Source organism: Rubricoccus marinus (genome assembly GCF_002257665.1).
Classification (GTDB): Bacteria; Bacteroidota; Rhodothermia; order Rhodothermales; family Rubricoccaceae; genus Rubricoccus; species Rubricoccus marinus.
On sequence record NZ_MQWB01000001.1, the window covers coordinates 232,700 to 249,150 of the forward strand.

Annotated in this window: 19 protein-coding genes; 13 read left to right on the forward strand and 6 right to left on the reverse strand. The window is 67.4% G+C overall.

The genetic code is table 11. From position 1 onward, the window contains the following. The first annotated feature begins 105 nt into the window (after nt 1–105). Nucleotides 106–945, forward strand: a complete 840-nt coding sequence (nth, locus tag BSZ36_RS00930; RefSeq protein ID WP_094545289.1) for an endonuclease III — start codon at nt 106–108, stop codon at nt 943–945. Here nth and BSZ36_RS00935 read toward each other — a convergent pair. Then, entirely contained in the window at nt 933–1,352 is a 420-nt protein-coding gene (locus tag BSZ36_RS00935; RefSeq protein WP_094545290.1) for an SEL1-like repeat protein, read from the reverse strand. The genes nth and BSZ36_RS00935 overlap by 13 nt on opposite strands. A gap of 114 nt (nt 1,353–1,466) precedes the next feature. Between BSZ36_RS00935 and mscL the strand changes: the two genes are divergently transcribed. Next, nucleotides 1,467–2,027 carry a large conductance mechanosensitive channel protein MscL gene (gene mscL, locus BSZ36_RS00940; protein ID WP_218827506.1) on the forward strand — a complete coding sequence of 187 codons (561 nt, stop codon included), beginning with the start codon at nt 1,467–1,469 and terminating at the stop codon, nt 2,025–2,027. A 194-nt stretch (nt 2,028–2,221) separates the two neighbouring features. Beyond that, nucleotides 2,222–2,623: a hypothetical protein gene (locus tag BSZ36_RS00945; protein WP_094545291.1), complete on the forward strand. Its 402-nt coding sequence runs from the start codon at nt 2,222–2,224 to the stop codon at nt 2,621–2,623. A 438-nt stretch (nt 2,624–3,061) separates the two neighbouring features. Here BSZ36_RS00945 and BSZ36_RS00955 read toward each other — a convergent pair whose 3' ends face one another. The 3 genes from BSZ36_RS00955 to BSZ36_RS00965 all read right to left on the reverse strand — a co-directional run bounded on the left by BSZ36_RS00955 (nt 3,062) and on the right by BSZ36_RS00965 (nt 5,796). Continuing rightward, entirely contained in the window at nt 3,062–3,691 is a 630-nt protein-coding gene (locus BSZ36_RS00955; protein ID WP_094545293.1) for a DNA-3-methyladenine glycosylase family protein, read from the reverse strand. A gap of 350 nt (nt 3,692–4,041) precedes the next feature. Then, nucleotides 4,042–4,935: a 1,4-dihydroxy-2-naphthoyl-CoA synthase gene (menB, locus tag BSZ36_RS00960; RefSeq protein WP_094545294.1), complete on the reverse strand. Its 894-nt coding sequence runs from the start codon at nt 4,933–4,935 to the stop codon at nt 4,042–4,044. A gap of 135 nt (nt 4,936–5,070) precedes the next feature. After that, entirely contained in the window at nt 5,071–5,796 is a 726-nt protein-coding gene (locus BSZ36_RS00965) for an alpha/beta fold hydrolase (protein ID WP_094545295.1), read from the reverse strand. 103 nt (nt 5,797–5,899) lie between these two features. On the opposite strand from BSZ36_RS00965, the gene BSZ36_RS00970 reads away from it, so the two are divergent. The 8 genes from BSZ36_RS00970 (at nt 5,900) to BSZ36_RS01000 (ending at nt 12,723) form a co-directional block, all read left to right on the forward strand. Further along, nucleotides 5,900–6,853, forward strand: coding sequence for an MBL fold metallo-hydrolase (locus tag BSZ36_RS00970; RefSeq protein ID WP_094545296.1), 954 nt, complete (start codon nt 5,900–5,902; stop codon nt 6,851–6,853). A gap of 62 nt (nt 6,854–6,915) precedes the next feature. Then, the gene (locus BSZ36_RS00975; RefSeq protein ID WP_094545297.1) at nt 6,916–7,506 is read left to right on the forward strand and encodes a murein hydrolase activator EnvC family protein; all 591 of its coding nucleotides are present in this window, start codon (nt 6,916–6,918) and stop codon (nt 7,504–7,506) included. 27 nt (nt 7,507–7,533) lie between these two features. Next, on the forward strand, nt 7,534–8,493 hold the full coding sequence (locus tag BSZ36_RS00980; RefSeq protein ID WP_218827508.1) for a PhoH family protein: 960 nt from the start codon (nt 7,534–7,536) through the stop codon (nt 8,491–8,493). A 354-nt stretch (nt 8,494–8,847) separates the two neighbouring features. Further along, nucleotides 8,848–9,747, forward strand: coding sequence for a hypothetical protein (locus BSZ36_RS18765; protein ID WP_143536702.1), 900 nt, complete (start codon nt 8,848–8,850; stop codon nt 9,745–9,747). 154 nt (nt 9,748–9,901) lie between these two features. After that, nucleotides 9,902–10,294 (forward strand): hypothetical protein, encoded by a 393-nt coding sequence (locus BSZ36_RS00985; protein WP_143536703.1) that lies wholly within the window; start codon nt 9,902–9,904, stop codon nt 10,292–10,294. Nucleotides 10,295–10,415: 121 nt separating this feature from the next. Then, nucleotides 10,416–10,667: a hypothetical protein gene (locus BSZ36_RS00990; protein WP_094545299.1), complete on the forward strand. Its 252-nt coding sequence runs from the start codon at nt 10,416–10,418 to the stop codon at nt 10,665–10,667. A 145-nt stretch (nt 10,668–10,812) separates the two neighbouring features. Beyond that, nucleotides 10,813–12,141 (forward strand): serine/threonine-protein kinase, encoded by a 1,329-nt coding sequence (locus BSZ36_RS00995; RefSeq protein WP_094545300.1) that lies wholly within the window; start codon nt 10,813–10,815, stop codon nt 12,139–12,141. A gap of 225 nt (nt 12,142–12,366) precedes the next feature. Then, entirely contained in the window at nt 12,367–12,723 is a 357-nt protein-coding gene (locus BSZ36_RS01000; protein WP_143536704.1) for a hypothetical protein, read from the forward strand. A gap of 72 nt (nt 12,724–12,795) precedes the next feature. Here BSZ36_RS01000 and BSZ36_RS01005 read toward each other — a convergent pair whose 3' ends face one another. Continuing rightward, nucleotides 12,796–13,572, reverse strand: a complete 777-nt coding sequence (locus BSZ36_RS01005; RefSeq protein WP_094545302.1) for a hypothetical protein — start codon at nt 13,570–13,572, stop codon at nt 12,796–12,798. Between the two features lie 17 nt (nt 13,573–13,589). Further along, the gene (locus tag BSZ36_RS01010) at nt 13,590–14,774 is read right to left on the reverse strand and encodes an OmpA family protein (RefSeq protein WP_179270951.1); all 1,185 of its coding nucleotides are present in this window, start codon (nt 14,772–14,774) and stop codon (nt 13,590–13,592) included. A 166-nt stretch (nt 14,775–14,940) separates the two neighbouring features. Between BSZ36_RS01010 and BSZ36_RS19165 the strand changes: the two genes are divergently transcribed. Beyond that, the gene (locus tag BSZ36_RS19165) at nt 14,941–15,849 is read left to right on the forward strand and encodes a diacylglycerol/lipid kinase family protein (protein WP_179270952.1); all 909 of its coding nucleotides are present in this window, start codon (nt 14,941–14,943) and stop codon (nt 15,847–15,849) included. 76 nt (nt 15,850–15,925) lie between these two features. Beyond that, on the forward strand, nt 15,926–16,451 hold a 526-nt coding region (locus tag BSZ36_RS01020; protein WP_094545304.1), incomplete at its 3' end, for a 2TM domain-containing protein.

Here is a 16,451-nt window from a genome sequence, read left to right on the forward strand (position 1 = left end):
GTACCCAGTACCCAGTACCCAGTACCCAGACGCCGACCGCCAGAGGCTCGCACAACCGCGATCTTCCCGTACCCCGTACCCCGTACCCCGTACCCCGTACCGCCCGTGACCCGGAAAGAGAAAGCCCGCCTCGTCCTCGACCGCCTCTCCCAGTACATCCCGCAGCCCGAGACCGAGCTCGACTTCGGGAGCGAGTTCCAGCTCCTGATCGCCGTCATCCTCTCGGCGCAGTGCACGGATAAGCGCGTGAACATGGTCACGCCCGCGCTGTTCGAGGCGTACCCCACGGCCCGGGCCATGGCGGAGGCCGAGGCGGAGGACATCTTCCCGTTTATCGCGTCGGTCTCGTACCCCAACAACAAGGCGAAGGCGCTCGCCAAGACCGCCCGCATGCTGCGCGACGAGTACGGCGGCGAGGTCCCGCGCGAGCACGCCGAGCTCGTCAAGCTCGCGGGCGTGGGGCGCAAAACGGCCAACGTCGTGGTGCAGGTGGCCTTTGGGGAGGCCGCCATCGCGGTGGACACGCACGTCTTCCGCGTTGCCAACCGGATTGGCCTCGTCAAGGACCAGCCGACGCCTCTGGCGGTGGAGAAGGGGCTCCGCCGCGTGCTCCCGCGCGAGGAGTGGGGCGAGGCGCACCACCTGTTCATCCTCCACGGCCGGTACACCTGCGAGGCGCGCGCGCCGAAGTGCGACCGCTGCCCCCTGACGGACCTCTGCGACTACTACGCGAAGCTCCAGGCACTCCCGGATGACGTCCCGGGCCTGGACGCGAAAAAGGGCCGCTACTGGTCCAAGACCACCGGCCGTTACTTCGACGAGCCCGCCACGAAGACCGACCGCTACGGCGTGGAGCAGCTCTGCGAGCCGTCGACGGGCTCAATGAACCTCTTCGACGCCAAGACCGGCCGCACGACTAAGAAAGTCCGCGACTACCGCGTCTGAGCCTCTGGCGCCGTGCGGGCCTCGTTCACGCCAGAGGCCCCTGGCGCAGAGCGCGCGCGATAGGCCGCGAGGTCGCGCGCGTGCCGCTCGCTGCCGAGGCGGGCCGCGCGTTCGAGCCAGTAGGCGGAGCGCTCGTAGTCCTGCTCCACGCCGTCGCCGTCGCGGTACATGTAGGCGAGCATCCCGATGGCGTCCAGGTTGTCCTCGCGGGCGAGGGCCTCGAACTCGTCGGCGACCCCGGCGGTGTCTCCATCGACGAAGCGCTCGAACGCGAGCCGGAACTTCGCGTCCCGGTCCCCGCGCTCGGCTTGCTGCTCCCAGTGGGAGATCCAGTCCTCCTGCGTCCAGTCGCGTTGGGTCTCGCAGCCGCTGGCCACGAGCAAGAAGAGGCAGAACGCGAGGCGCATAGCGGGGTGGGGCAGGAGGGACGCGGGGGATATCGGCACCGCCCGAGCGGAGCTATAGCCTCTGGCGCCAGAAGCCTCCGGCGCGATCTTCCGCGCCCACCGCCGTTTCCGCCCGTGTCTCTGCTCTCCGACTTCAAGTCGTTCGCCCTCCGTGGCAACCTCATCGACCTCGCCATCGGCTTCACCGTCGGCGCCGCGTTCACCACCGTCGCGCAGTCCCTCGTGGACGACCTGTTGATGCCGCCGCTTGGCATCCTGCTCGGGACGACGGACTTCTCGGACTACTACTGGCTGCTCCAGGAAGGCGAGGGCGCGCCGGGGCCGTACGACACCATCCAGGCCGCGCAAGAGGCCGGGGCGGTGACGCTGAACTACGGGGCGTTCCTCACCAACGTGCTCACGTTCCTCATCGTCGCCCTCGCGGTGTTCGTCATCGTTCGGCTCGTGATGCGCGCCAGCCGCGCGGTGCAGGACGAGTTCGGCGAGACCGAGGACGAGAGCACGCCGGAGACGAAGAAGTGCGCCTACTGCCGCGAGGCCGTCCCGTTCAAGGCCAGCCGGTGCTCGCACTGCACCTCGTTCCTGGGCACCGACGGCGGCCCGCTCCAGCCCGACGCCGCGCTCACGCCCGGCCGCCCGCCAGAGGACACAGCTCTCCCAGCCTCTGGCGCATGATGTGGCCTCTGGCGCCAGAGGCGGAGGGGCCTGTGGATACCGGCCCGGGGGCGGTATACACCCAAGGGCATATTGCGAACGACGTTGACACGCAAGAGGGTGCCTCGTAGCCTGGGCGTGTAATCCCGCGCGGTGGCTCCGCTTTTATCACGCCTCGCGCCGCCCATTACTTGTTCTACCGCACTCCCGAACGAATGGGCAAGCTGCAACTCGCTGCGGCGCTCGCTGCTGTTGGGTTCTCGCCATTCCTGGCAAGCTGGCTCTACTACGAGTTCGCAGCGGAGGGGGCCGCGTCCCCGTACGCTCGCGGAAACGCCATGCCGTTCGACAGGGGAAGGTGGCACATGGACTACGAGCACTCTCGTCACTTCATGGTGGACGACCTTCTTCGGACCCACGACTTTCGCGGCTGGACGCGGCCCCAGGTCGAAGCCCTTCTTGGCGAGGCCGATCTAACTCAGACCGGCTTTACAATCCCACTCGGCGAGGACTACCCCGGTCGGGAGTCCATCCCACGGAGGTACTACCTCGATTTTGGAGCCGATCAAGACGGACTGGTGACCGGCGCACGATTCCGGTGCGCCGGTGAGTGCTAGCCGTGCGGTAGAACCCGCCGCTGTAGGCCGACCGGGGGCACGGGCGTTCTTGGCTCGTCCGACCGTCGGTGCCTACTTTCGCTCGTCCACTCGCTGTGCCGTCAGCCCCGGCGGCTAAGCGGCCATCTGTTCTACCGCACGCCCGTCATGCTAGTCAAGGCGCTAGTTCTAGTCGCTCCCGTCGTGGCGGTCGTATGTGGTGTGGTGATCCTAGTGGAAAGATCCAACCTGGAGAGTCCTGGGTTCTTGGAGCAAAGCCAAAGCAAGAGAGCCAAGGTCGCGAAAGCGGTGTTCACCGCGACTGCTGCACTACTGTTTGCGGCCTTCATCTTCGGCTGGTAAGCAGTGCGGAAGTCTCAGCCTGCAAGGCTGGTAGTCCCGTGCGGTAGAACCAAGCGCTGCAGGCCGACAGCACGCCACGCCAGAGGCCTCTGGCGCCTAGCGCCCCAGCTCCGTCGCGCGCCAGAGGTACCAACTCGCCACGCTGCGCCAGGGGCGGAAGGGCTCGCCCGCGGCCTCGAACTGCTTGGGTGTGGGGCGCTCCTCGGCGCCGGTCATCACGCGCAAGCCTTCGCGCAGTCCGAGGTCGCCAGGTGCCCACACGTCGGGCCGGCCGAGCGTGAACAGGAGGAACATCCGCGCCGTCCACACGCCGATGCCCCGCACGGCGACGAGCCGCGCGATCACCTCCTTGTCCGGGAGCGCGGCAAACGCCTCGCGCGAGAGGACCGTGCCCTCCAGGGCCTTTGCCGCCAGGTCCTGCACCGCCGCCGTTTTCGCGCGCGAGAGGCCCGCGCCCCGCAGCGCCTCCGCATCCTGCGCGAGCAGAGCCTGGGGCGTGACCTCGCCCAGGAGCGCCACCACGCGTCCGTGGATGGTGCGCGCAGCGGCTGTCGAGACCTGCTGGCCCGTGATGGCGCGCACGAGCGCCGGGACCGTCTCCATCTCGCGCACGCCGAAGCCCGGCGCCCCAGGCCCGATCTCCTGGATCAGCGCGCCCATGCGCGGGTCAGCGGCGCTCAGGTGCGCCTCGGCTTCGGCGAGGTCGTAGGGGAGGGGAGCGAGCATGAGCGGTAGAGAAGCGGACCCGACGATACGCGTCGTCGCCCGGCCTCTGGCGCCAGAGGCCTTGGGTGGCAGAGCGGCATCCTGGGAGCACCCCCTGAAAAACACGCCTGCGACGGCGGTTTTTCTGTCCCCCTCGGAGAGAGGGACCGTTGACACCGAGCACGTATCTGGGACCGCGTTGGCTCGGGTCTCGCCAGAGGCTGGATCTGAACTGCCCCCCTGATTCAGGGGGACAGCTTTGCGACCAGCGGAGAGCAAAGCAGGGGGTAGCCCCGTGCTACCGCGATGCCCAAGCCTCTGGCGCCAGAGGCGAGCCACCCACTCGCCACTGGCCACTCCCTACTGGCCCGCTATGGCCGGTAGCCGTCGGCGTCGAAGTTGGGCTTGCGCTTCTCGGCGTAGGCCTTTTTGCCTTCCTGACCTTCTTCGGTCATGTAGAAAAGCATCGTGGCGTAGCCCGCGAGCTGCTGCAGCCCCGCGCCTCCGTCCTCGTCGGCGTTGGCGGCGGCCTTGAGCATGCGGATCGCGATGTTGGAGTTCTGCAAGATCTCCCGGCTCCACTGCACGTACTCGCGCTCCAGCTCCGCCAGAGGCACGACCGTGTTGACGAGGCCCATATCGATGGCCTCTTGCGCCGAGTAGTCGCGCGCCAGGAACCAGATCTCACGAGCCTTTTTCTGGCCCACGATCCGCGCGAGGTGCGTCGTCCCGTAGCCCGCGTCGAAGGAGCCGACCTTGGGGCCGGTCTGCATAAAGCGCGCGTTGTCGCTCGCGATGGTGAGGTCGCAGACGACATGGAGCACGTGCCCGCCGCCGACCGCCCAGCCGTTGACGGCCGCGATGACCGGCTTCGGGATCGTGCGGATGCGGGTCTGGAAGTCCAGCACGTTGAGGCGCTGCATGCCTGTGGGGGCGTCGCCCTCCATCTCCACGTAGCCGTGCTCGCCGCGGATGCGCTGGTCGCCACCGGAGCAGAACGCCTTATCGCCGGCGCCGGTGAGCACCACGCAGCCCACACTCGGGTCGTCCCGCGCGTCGTCAATCGCGCGGATCATCTCCGTCACCGTCGTGGGCCGGAACGCGTTGCGCACCTCGGGCCGGTTGATTGTGATCCGCGCGATGCCAGCCGTGTCGGTCTCGGGCGTGCCCTTTTCGTAGACGATGTCCTCGAAGTCCCCCGCGCTTTCCCAGGTGAACGGGCCGGAGATGGACGGGCGGTGGGTGAAGTGGTGCTTGTCGGCCATGAGGACAAAAAAGGAGTGGAAGAAGCGGAGCCTCTGGCGAGTCGGAGACCTCACAGAACGCCAGAGGTCAGTAATGCGTGATTCGAGATGCGTGAGGGCGGAATCGACTACCCCTCACGGATCACGGATCCCGCATCACGGAAACAGCGCGTCGCGGAGCACGTCGGCGATGGCGTGGGGCGCCTGCGCCAGGAGCGCGTGGCCGGCGCCGGGCACGAGGCGGACCCGGAAGGGCCCCTCGCGCGCCATCTCGTCGGCCAGCGCGACGTATTTCGCGTCGTCAGCGCCTGCGACGGCCCAAGCCGGGACGCGGATCCGTGAAAGACCGTCCCAGAGCGGCGCCATCTCGCCCGTGCCCATGTGGCGGAGGCTCCGCGCCAGCGCCAGAGGCGCGTTGTGGCCCAGCCTGTCCAGCACGAGCCTCTGGCGGAGGTCCTCGCCCAACTCGCCCCAGAGGGGAAGGCGGTACCAGCGGTTGAGAAACGCGGGGTAGTCGCGCGCGATCTCGGCGGCGCGCTCGGCGTCCACGTCGCGACGGGCTTCGCGGGCCTCTGGCGAGCGGAGGCCGGGCGAGGCGGAGACGAGCACGAGCGCGCGGACGAGGTCCGGGTGCTTCAGCGCGAGGTGCAGCGCGAGGCGCCCGCCCATCGAGTAGCCCGCGAGGATGGCCGGCGCGTCCAGCATCGCGGCCAGCCGGTCTGCCTCGCGGTCCAGCGTGGCGCCAGAGGCGGCCTCTTGCGTGCCGTGGCCCGCGAGGTCCGGCGCGAGAATGTGCGCGGCCGGTCCGAGGTCCGCCGCGATGGGGTCCCAGTCGGCGCCGCGGCCCATAAAGCCGTGGAGGGCGAGAACGGTGGGGGGCATGGGCCGAAAGGGTGTGGATCGGAAAGGTCGCGCCTCTGGAGCCGCGGCGGACCCCTGGCGCCAGAGGCCGCGTTAGGCTCTCTCTTGCTGCCCCCTTCTGACCATGGCCCTCTCCCGCCGCCAGTTCGTCCGCCGCGCCACCGCCGCCGGCCTCGCCATTCCCTTTGCCGCGCCTCTGGCGCGCGCCGCCTCTCCCGTCCCGGCTGCCTCTGGCGCCAGAGGCCTGGAAGCCGACTATCCGGCCCGCGCCGCCACGTTTACCGACCTCCGCCGCGGCGTGGGATACTTCACCGAGCGTGGCGGGACGATCGGCTACCTCGCGACCGACGACGCGCTCGTGATGGTGGACACGCAGTTCGCCGAGTCGGCGAAGACCGCATATGACGGTCTGGACGAGCGCACGCCGGGCCGCGCGAGCGTGATCGACTTGCTCGTCAACACGCACCACCACGGCGACCACACAAGTGGCAACGGCGTCCTCGCGCCTCTGGCGGCGCGCCACGTGGCGCACGAGGCCGTGCCCGGCTTGCAGCGCGCGGCGGCCGTCCGGAGCGGGTCGCTCGCCTCGCAGGCCTACGCCCGCGAGACCTACAGCCGCGAGTGGAGCACCAACGTGGGCGACGAGACCGTGATGCTGCACTACTTCGGACAGGCGCACACCTGCGGCGACAGCATGGTGCACTTCGTCAACGCCGACGTGGTCCACACCGGCGACCTGGTGTTCAACCGGCTCCCGCCGTACATCGACCTCGGCGCCGGGGCGGATACCGCCAACTGGATGAGCGTGATGGAGCAGGCCCACGCCACGTTCTCCGACGAAACGACCTTCATCTTCGGCCACGGCAACGAGGAGTACGGCGTGACCGGCACGCGCGCCGACCTTCTCGTGATGCGCGACTTCCTAGGCGCCACCCGCGAGTACGTGGAGCGCGGCCTCGCCTCTGGCGAGAGCGTGGAATCCCTGGCCGAGATCGACGCCATCCCCGGCTTCCCGGACCACACCGGGCAGCGGCTGGCGCGGGTGGTCCAGATCATCGCCGAGGAGATGCAGCGCTAGCCTCTGGCGCCAGAGGCACGTTCAGGAAGCGCCCGGCGTTGAGAGGCGGTAGCCTGTCTCCGATGCCCCGCCGCCTTTTCCTCCTCGTGCCGCTCGTCGCGCTCGCCGCCTGCGGCGGCACGCCGCCCGCCGCGCCTCCTCCGCCGCCCGCGCCCGTCCGCCCTCCGCCTCCGGCGCCAGAGGCCTTCGACCTCGCGCCCACGTTCGCCGAGAACGCCGGGCGCCTGCCGTGGCCCGCGACGGGCGTCGTGACCGGCTTTTTCGGGCGCCGCACCGACCCCGACACGGGCACGCTCACCGACGCCGTCGGCATCGACATCGCGACGGCGCCAGAGGACCGCGTGACGGCGACGTTCGCGGGCCGCGTCTCGCGCGTGGGCCAGATGGCCGCCTTTGGCACGTTCGTGATGCTGAAACACCACGGCTGGACAACGGTCTACGGCAACCTCTCGCGCGTGGACGTCGCCTCTGGCGACAGCGTGGCGACGGGCGCGCCGCTCGGCGCCAGCGGCACGCTGGACGAGCGCCGCGGCGCCTCGCTGTTCTTCGCCGTGTTCCAGGACAGCACCGCCGTGGACCCCATGCTGTGGCTCCGCCCGCGCACGCGGCCTCTGGCGCCAGAGGACACCCCGGTGTCACCGCAGGGCCGCTAGACTCCCTCTTCTCCCTCCCCCAGATCGTTGGCCGAGACCGTAGACCGCACCTTTGAGATCGAGAACGCCGAGCCGCTGCTGCTCTTCGGCTTCAACGACCTGTACCTCCGCCGCATCGAGAGCGCGTTCCCCAGCACGCGCATCGTCGCCAGAGGCTCCCGCCTCCACCTCCGCGGGCCCGCCGCCGACCTCGACCAGATCGAGCGCGTCGTGCGCGAGCTCACCGTGGTCCTCAACCGCAACGGCACGCTGACCGAGAACGACGTGGCGACGGTCCTGGACCTCTCCAACGTCAGCGCCGGCGAGCGCCCGCCCAAGAACGCGGACGCGATCCTGTTCACGGCCACGGGCGGAACCGTCAAGGCGAAAACGCCCGGGCAGGGCCAGCTCGTGGAGGCCGCGCGCAGCAACGACATCGTGTTCGCCGTCGGCCCGGCGGGAACGGGCAAGACGTACACGAGCGTGGCGCTGGCCGTGAGCGCGCTCAAGAGCCGCCAGGTCAAAAAGATCGTGCTCTGCCGCCCGGCGGTGGAGGCCGGCGAGAGCCTTGGCTTCCTGCCCGGCGACTTGCGCGACAAGGTGGACCCCTACCTCCGCCCGCTCTACGACGCCCTCGAAGAGATGGTGCCGCGCGAGAAGCTCCGCGGCTACATGGACCAGAACGTCGTCGAGATCGTGCCTCTGGCGTACATGCGCGGGCGCACGCTCAACTCCGCGTTCGTGATTCTGGACGAGGCGCAGAACTCCACGGCCACGCAGATGAAGATGTTCTTGACGCGCATCGGCGCCGGCAGCCGCGCGATTGTCACGGGCGACGTGACGCAGACGGACCTCCCCAGCCGCGCCATGAGCGGTCTCGTGCAGGCCCGCGCGATCCTCGAAGGCGTGGACGGCATCGCGTTTATCGACTTCGACCGCGAGGACGTGGTGCGCCACAAGCTGGTCAAGGACATCATCGCGGCCTACGACCGCGCCGCGGGCGACTGAGCCTCTGGCGACGCGGAGACCTCTCGCGCCAGAGGCCTCCGCGAGTGCGGCATAGCGGGCCGCGACGCGTGGACGCGTTGAGGCCGGACACGTGCGCAGGAGTGCCGCCAGAGGCGATGCGGGCGGAAACCTGTAGGAGTTTGCGCATGCGTAGGTTGGACGCTTCCCGGATGATCTGACGCATGAAGTGCGGAAACCGCCACTTCATGCCGCCCAGCTTCCGCCTTTTGTCCCGATTCCGGACTTCATCCGGCACTCAGTGCCGCTGAAGTACTAGTTATGCGGCACTACAGCCTATGACGGAGCGTTGGCACCGAGAAGGGGGTTCTATAGCGCGACTATTCCGCTAGCCTTATGACGCTCATAGTCGCGAGGAAAATCAAGGGCCGCGCGACTGTTGTCGGTGATACCGGCCTCTCAGCCCCCTCGGTTCTACGCCCTCACCCTTACTGGGGAACAGTAAAGACTGTCATTCTCAAACCTAGCCTGTCTGTCTCCTATGCCAGCTCCGATCTAGCAGCTACTCATAATCTAATTTCTGCAGCCTCCAGGCATGAACAAGCTGAAACTGTAATCAGGCACTTGCTGGCGGGCCATAAAAAACATCGCTCGTCAGACTTCATAGTAACACACCGCCCCCTGTATGAAGAGGGCATTATTGTAGACACGCTCTACCTCATATGCGGTGGAGCCATTCAAGAGTGCGAGACTGCCTGGATTGGGGAACGGGATTGCTTCAACTCGTTCCAAAAGCATTTTCATGCCGCGAGTGACAATGAGCACAGCGCATCAGCAGCAAGGGGGCAATATGCCTATGATCACATACGGAATCTCATGACAGAGGCTATGGAGTCGGTGATCGCAGATCGTGTTGGTACTGTGCGCGGTTTCGCTATCGCCGTTGACTCTCGCCGCAATGGGTACGAGTACACCCCCCGGTCTAGCAACGCAAGCGGGAACATGGAGCCAGTCCGACTAACTGCTGGCGAGTGGACCCCCATCCACCTCGGTAGTGCTGAGACAGGAGCATCGCATATATCGATCCTGTCCACCTTGCTACCTGATCCGCCTGCCGTTGCCATTTATATGCCTCTCATAAAGACCCTTCTGTCTTTCGTGGCTTCACGAGGCTATAACTTTTGGGCTGTTCGCTGCGACAGCCACTCCGATATCAATTCTGTAACGAAGGAATTCTTCGGCTTCGAGTTCAAGGGGGCGTTGTACGAACACGGACGTACCTACATGCTCGATTGATCTCCGTGCCGCATAACCCGCGGCTGCAGGCCGACGCGGGGCTCCAGCGTCCTCGATTCGTGTGGGCATCGGAGTCTACTTTGCCTCGTCCCACCCTCCCTGCGTCAGCCCCGCGCGGCTGAGCCGCAAGCTGTTATGCCGCTTTCAATTCTCGATGCCTGAAAGAACCAAGGATCCAGATCAACGCCAATTCGACATCTTCAGCAAAATGACTGAAGCGAGGATCGGTGTGCTCAAGCAGGTAACGACGCTCAGCACTGGCGCCATCGTCGTGATCACCACTTTCTATCGCGGTGATACTGAGACGACCTCACTTACGGAGACAAGGCTGACCATCGCTCTGGTGGCATTCTTGATTAGTGCCGGAGTCAGCGTGTTTGCAATGTGGGCTCACTCAGTTGGCTACCGATCAGCATCGAGTTCCGACTACTTGTCGAACGGCGATTTCCACAAGACAAACAAAGAGTTCTGGGCAGAAGCAACAGCGTTGGCGATTTTCTTCGGCGGGATAGTCAGCCTAACACTCGCATTCGTCTCAATGCTGTGAGCGGCATAACCCGCGGCTGCACTCCGGCGAGGGGCTCTGCCGTGTTTGCTTCGTTTGGCCGCTGGCGCCAGAGGCGTATCCTCCGCTTTGCACCACCTCCGGCGGTCGTTGCCCTTCGCGGGTGAGCCGCCTTCTGTTACACGGCCTCGTCAACTTGGAGACGATCTACCTCCCGCTCCTAAACGAAGGCACGGACTGCTGGCGCCCTGTCGAGGCGACCAAAGTCGGTCCTGATCACTTTCGGATCGTCTCAGAAAGGCCGGAGGACGAGGAGTGGCCTTACCGCTCTGGCGAAGTCGTCCGCTGCCGCTGGCGCCAGTTTCAGGATGATGAGGGATGGGAGGTTGTCGCCGTCGTACCGCCGGCCGTGTAACCCGCGGCTGCAGGCCGACGCGGGGCGCCAGCGTCCTCGATTCGTGCGGGCATCGGCGTCTACATTGCCTCGTCCCACCCTCACGGCGTCAGCCCCGCGCGGCTGAACCGCAAACTGTTATGCTGCTCGCGCACCCTAGAGCCTGATGTTCAATCCTGGAGACATTATCAGCGAACGCTACCACGTCGAAGCGGAGTTGGGCAGAGGCGGCATGGGAGCAGTATTCCGTGTTACCGACGCCACAACTGGTGTGGACTTGGCTCTAAAATGCTGTCTGGCTACCGAGGATCAGCTACTTCGCCGCTTCGCTCGTGAAGTGAGAGCCATGCAAAGCATTAGCCACAGGCATGTTATGCCCGTGATCGATGCGGATACCGAGCACGCTCCTCCCTACTTCACTATGCCGCTCGCCGTTGGCTCCCTGATGGATGAAGTGACCAACGGGTTGAGTGAAGACGAGGCCCTGTTAGCATTTCAGGACGTGTGCAAAGGTATACAGGCTCTCCACAACTCAGGCATGACGCACCGCGACATCAAGCCTGCCAACGCCATGCGAATGGGAGACGGACGCGTAGTTGTATCTGACATGGGACTCGTCCGAATTGACCCGCGCGAGACTACTACCCTGACGCACACTCTGGATGTATTAGGCACTCAGCTTTACATGGCCCCTGAGCAGTGGCAAGCGGGCGGGAGTCGCTCTTCTGATGAGAGAACTGATGTATTCCAACTTGGGAAAACGCTTTACCACATTATCAGTGGCGAGTACCCCGCACTCGTCGATCCGGGCCGTCTCCCAGTAGGCTTGTCGTACATAGTAGATCGTTCTATCCAGAACCTTCCAGATCGGCGCTATCAGTCCGTCGGGGCGCTGATGGACGCAATCAACAACTACCAGGACTCCAGAAATCCGGATACGAACCCGCTTGCGGCCTTCCAGGCCGCTCTGGATGAGGCTACGGCGCTTGCAGCTCAGGGTCAGTACCGAGAAGAGAACCTAGACGACCTTCTGGCGGCGGTCCTTCGCTTTCGAGCGAACTCCGATGACTTGATCAGTCAGTTTGAGCTTTTGCCTGACCCTATCCTTTCGGCGGTTTCAATCAGACGCCCTGACAGGCTTCGTGAGGTTCTGGACGCCTACACCAACGCGCTGGCAGATGTAGTGAGTGGTTACAACTACGCCCACGCGGAGCTTGTCGGACGAAAAGCAAGGATCATCTTCAACTCCGCTAAAGACCCACAGACTAAAGCTGCTGCGTTGAAGCCCCTCCTGGCTGCCGCCGTGATCCTCCACCGCTTCGCGGCGCTGGACATGTTCGACGAGATGCTAACTTCAGTGCGTACTCCCGACTTGGCCCTAGCCGTTGCGGACATGTTGAGAGAGGAGATGGGCTACTATTCGCAGATAGCAGACCGAGTGCCGAGGGAGAAGCTTGACCCCGCAATCCGACCCGTATTTGACGCTGCCGTTTGAGCAGCATAACCCACGGCTGCACGCCGACGAAGGGCGTAAGCGTCCTCGCGCTGTCCGACCGTTGGCGTCTCCTGCGCTCTGAACCACCGCCAGCGGTCGTTGCCCTTCGCGGGTGAGCCGCAAACTGTTATACCGCCTCACCCCTCGGCTATTAAGAGGTTCGATCCCAGACTCGCGCTGTTGGTGTGCGGCAGCGCTCTGTTGGTAGGGTCGCTGTTCCTACCCGTGACTCTGGACCCCGTTGGAGGCCAGCCCCGGAAGTACTCGTTCGCTTTCCTCTTCCTCTACGGCCTGTTCATTCGAACCGGGGAGTTCTCGTTGCTGAAGCTCGTCCTCCTCGCCTCTGGCGTGAGTTCTGCCGCGCTCGTCGCGGCGCCCTTCTTCGTTTGGAGGTCGCAGTCGAAGGGGCGGCTGCTCTGGTTCTGCGTAGCCCTAGCGGCGCTCACCGCGACCGTCAGCGTAGCGCTGTTGATGCGGGCGGAGACGCTGTTCTCTGGCTACTACGTGCTGCTTCTCGGTTTGCTCGTCACTGCGATTGCGTGCGGCTTGCTATGGCGGCGCGCTCTGTCGGCGGCGGTATAACCCGCGCTTGCAGTCCGACAGCACGCCCCGACTCCCTGCCTTCGCCAGAGGCCTCTGGCGGAGGGCCAGCGCTTACGGCGCGGTGCCGTACGTCTGGCGGTGGAGCGCGGCGGCCTGCACCACCCAGCCCTCACGCCGGATGCGGTCGGCGAAAAAGTCGATGTGTGCGCCGACGCGGTCGATGTCCTCGTCGGTAAAGAGCGCGATCTGGCGGTACGTCGTGATGCCGATCTCGGCGAGCTGGCTCTCGATGGCCGGGCCGATGCCAGAGATGCGCTTGAGGTCGTCGTAGGCCGGGGAGGCGGCGCGCTCCTCCTCTGGCGGCAGTGGGAGCGGCGCGGGCAACGGGAGGTCGTCGGAGAACGTCGCCTCGGCGGGGCCGTCGCCGGAGTCGTCCGGCAGAGCAGCGCCGGCGTCATCGTTCGGAGTGCCCCCGGCTTGGGCGTCGTCGAGAGGGCTGTCGTCGGGCAACGGCGCGTCGGGCTCCTCGCCCTCGAACGCGTACGGCACTGGGTCGAGGTCGGAGACCGGCTCGTCGGTCTCGAAGACCTCTGGCGCCAGAGGCGCGGGGTCGGGGCCTGTCGCGGCACGCGCGGGCGGCGGAATGGGGTCGAGCACGGGCTCGCGCTGCATCAGCGGGAGGTCCCCGGCCTCTGGCGCGGCGGGGCGCGTGGCGAGTTCGGCCTCCAGCGACTGGATCACGGCGTGCGAGCGCTCCACCTCGCGTTCCGCCTCCGAGCAGTCCGCGTCGGCCGGTGCGGAGCGGCCCCAGAGGAGCCAGCCCGTGAGGAGCCCGAGCAGCGCGGCGGCGATCAGGCAGAGCACGATCTCAGCGATCAGGTACGTCATGGGGTAGAGGGCGGCCGTTAGCGGCGGCGGAGAAGCTTGAAGACGACGCGGCGGTTCTGGGCGCGGCCCGCCTCCGTGCTGTTGCTGGCGATGGGCGTGGACTCGCCGTAGCCCGCCGCCAGGAGTTGATCGGGCGTGACGCCGGCGTCCACGAGGACGCGCTTGGCGGCGCGGGCGCGCGCCTCGCTGAGGCGCTGGTTGGGGCGCGTCGGCCCCTCGCTGTCGGTGTGGGCCTGGAGCTCGATGGCGATCTCGGGCTGCGCCTTGAGCGCGTCGGCGGCGCGGCGGAGGACCTCGGCCGAGCCCGGCGTGAGGCGGTCCGTCCCGGCCTCGAAGGTGACGGCCCCGCGCCCGAGCCTCTGACGGAGCACGCGCTCCAGCGCCTGCGCGTCGGCGTCCTGAGAGAGCGCGTTCTGGACCTCTACCTGCCCCGAGGGCGCGGCTTCTGGCGCGGGCCGTTCGGCGGCGGGCTCGGGCGTCGCGTCCGTTTCCGCTCCAGGCGTCTCGCCAGAGGCCACGTCGGGCTGGGCCTCTGGCGCGGGAGCCGTACCGGCGAGGGCGAGGCGGTTGTCGACCGCGCGAGGCGAGACGACGCTGGTGACGCGGCTTTCGACGTTGCGGCGCGAGCCCTCTCCATCGACCGTGCCCGTGAGGACGAGAGCGCCCGAGGCATCGACCGAGAGGCCGGGGTTCTGGACGGTTTTGAGGCGCGAGAGCGCGGAGGCCACGTCGCCGGCCCAGTCGCCGGGCGCGGTGCTGTCCAGTGTGAGCCCATCGCGGATGCGGCGGTCCGGGAAGGCCATCTGCGCGGCGCCCATCAGGCGGTCCCGCGTGGCGCTGTCCGGCACGGCACCGCGCAGCGCAAGGGCGCCGCTCGCCAGAGGCGTCAGCGCGAACGGCCCGTCCAGGGCCACGTCGGGCAGCGGCGCCAGAGGCCCGGCAACGGTCGCGGTGCGGACGCCTTCGATGCCCCGCACGCGCTCGGCGACCCGCTCCGCGAGCGCGGGGTCCTCGGCGCGGACGGTGACATCCCGCCCGGAAAAAGCGAGTTCGGCGGCGCCCCGGTACTCGGACGCGCTGAGCACTGCGCGCGTGCGCGCCTCCACGTCGGCCTCAATGGCGGACGCGTGCCGGGACACGCAGATCACACACAGCACGAGAAAGGCGAGCAGGCTCAGAAGCCAGAGGGCGGGGCGCGGCATACGGTGGGGAAGGGGCGGCGGGAGGGGTGCCGGGGCGCGGGTGGGTTCAACCGGCGCAGCGTACTCGCGGTGGTGCGCTTTGGTCGCGCAGAATGTCGCAATCCCGTGTCCCTCGCCAGAGGCAAAGCGAGACGGAACGTCCGGAGACGCGCACCGTCTACGCCCCATGCACGTCCTCCTCAACGCTCACGCTGGCGGTGACGCCGACATCGCGCGGCAGGCCATCCGGCTCCACCCGGACGCCACACTTATTGAAGCCGAGGACCTGGCGGAAGCCGCCGAGACGGCCGCCCGAGCCGGCGCGGACGTCGTCGTGGCCGCTGGCGGCGACGGGACCGTCCACGCCGTCGCCAACGGGCTCATGCGCGTCGGGTCCTCTGGCGCGGACCGGCCGGCCTTTGGCGTGCTCCCGATGGGCACCGGCAACGACTTCGCGCGGACGCTCGCGATGCCGCTGGACCTGCTCACGGCCAACCAACTCGACCTGCTGGCCACTGGCGAGCGGCGCACGATGGACCTCATCCACGTCGGCTGCACGAGCGAGGGCGAGTGCTACGCCGTCAACGCGTGCTCCGGCGGCTTTACGGGCCAGATCGACGAGGAGGTAACGCCCGAGCTCAAAGCCGCGTGGGGACCTCTGGCGTACACCATCGGCACGCTCAAGGCACTGCCCGAGATGGAGCACTACCGCACGACCGTCGCCTGGGACGACGAGGAGCCCGAGGACGTGCGCGCCTTCAACGTGCTCGTCGCCAACGGGCGGACCATCGGCGGAGGCACGCCCGTGGCGCCGCACGCCAACCCCGAGGACGGTTTGCTGGACATCGTCGTGGTGCGCGAGGGCGGCGCGCTGGACATCGCGCGGCTGACGGCCAAGGCCTACGCGACGGCGGACTACACCGAAGACGACAAGATCATCCACCGCCGCGTGCGCCGCGTCACCGTCGCCTCCGAGCCCGGCATGCTGTTCAACGTGGACGGCGAGGCGCACACGCGCGAGCCGGTCACGTTCGAGGTCGTGCCCGGCGCGCTCCGCGTCGTCGTGGGGCCGGACTACACGGCCCGCCCGGCGTAGGCGCCAGAGGCCTCTGGCGATGGCGGGACCCACGCCCGCGGCGTAACCTCTGGCGCCCGACCCCGTCCGAGAGGCCATGACCGAATCCGCCGCCCGCAAGCAAGCCAAGCGCGAAGCCGCGTTCTACCGCAACCTCGCGTCCTACGTGCTGGTCAACGCCTTCCTCGTCGCGTTGAACCTGCTGACCTCGCCCGGCAACTTCTGGGCGGTCTGGCCGCTGCTGGGCTGGGGCATCGGCATCGTGAGCCAGGCGTTCGGCGTGTTCGGAAACCGAGCCTCTGGCGGCTGGCAGGAGCGCCGCGTGCAGGAACTGATGGCCGCCGAGACCAGCGAGGCCCGCCTCCGCGAGCTGTTGGACGAAAGCCTGGACGAGCGCGCGATCCCGGCCGGCGCGCCGCAGGACACGGCGCGGCTCCAGCGCCGCATCGAGCACCTCGAGGCCATCGTGACCAGCCGCGACTGGGACGAGATCCGCCGCGATCCTCCCGAGAGCGCCGTCACGCCAGAGGCCTCCGCCGCGCCACGGCCGCCCGCGCCAGAGGCGCCTCTGGCGGGCACGCCCCCGCTGGCGGACCTCTTGGACGACGAGTCGCCCGAGGACG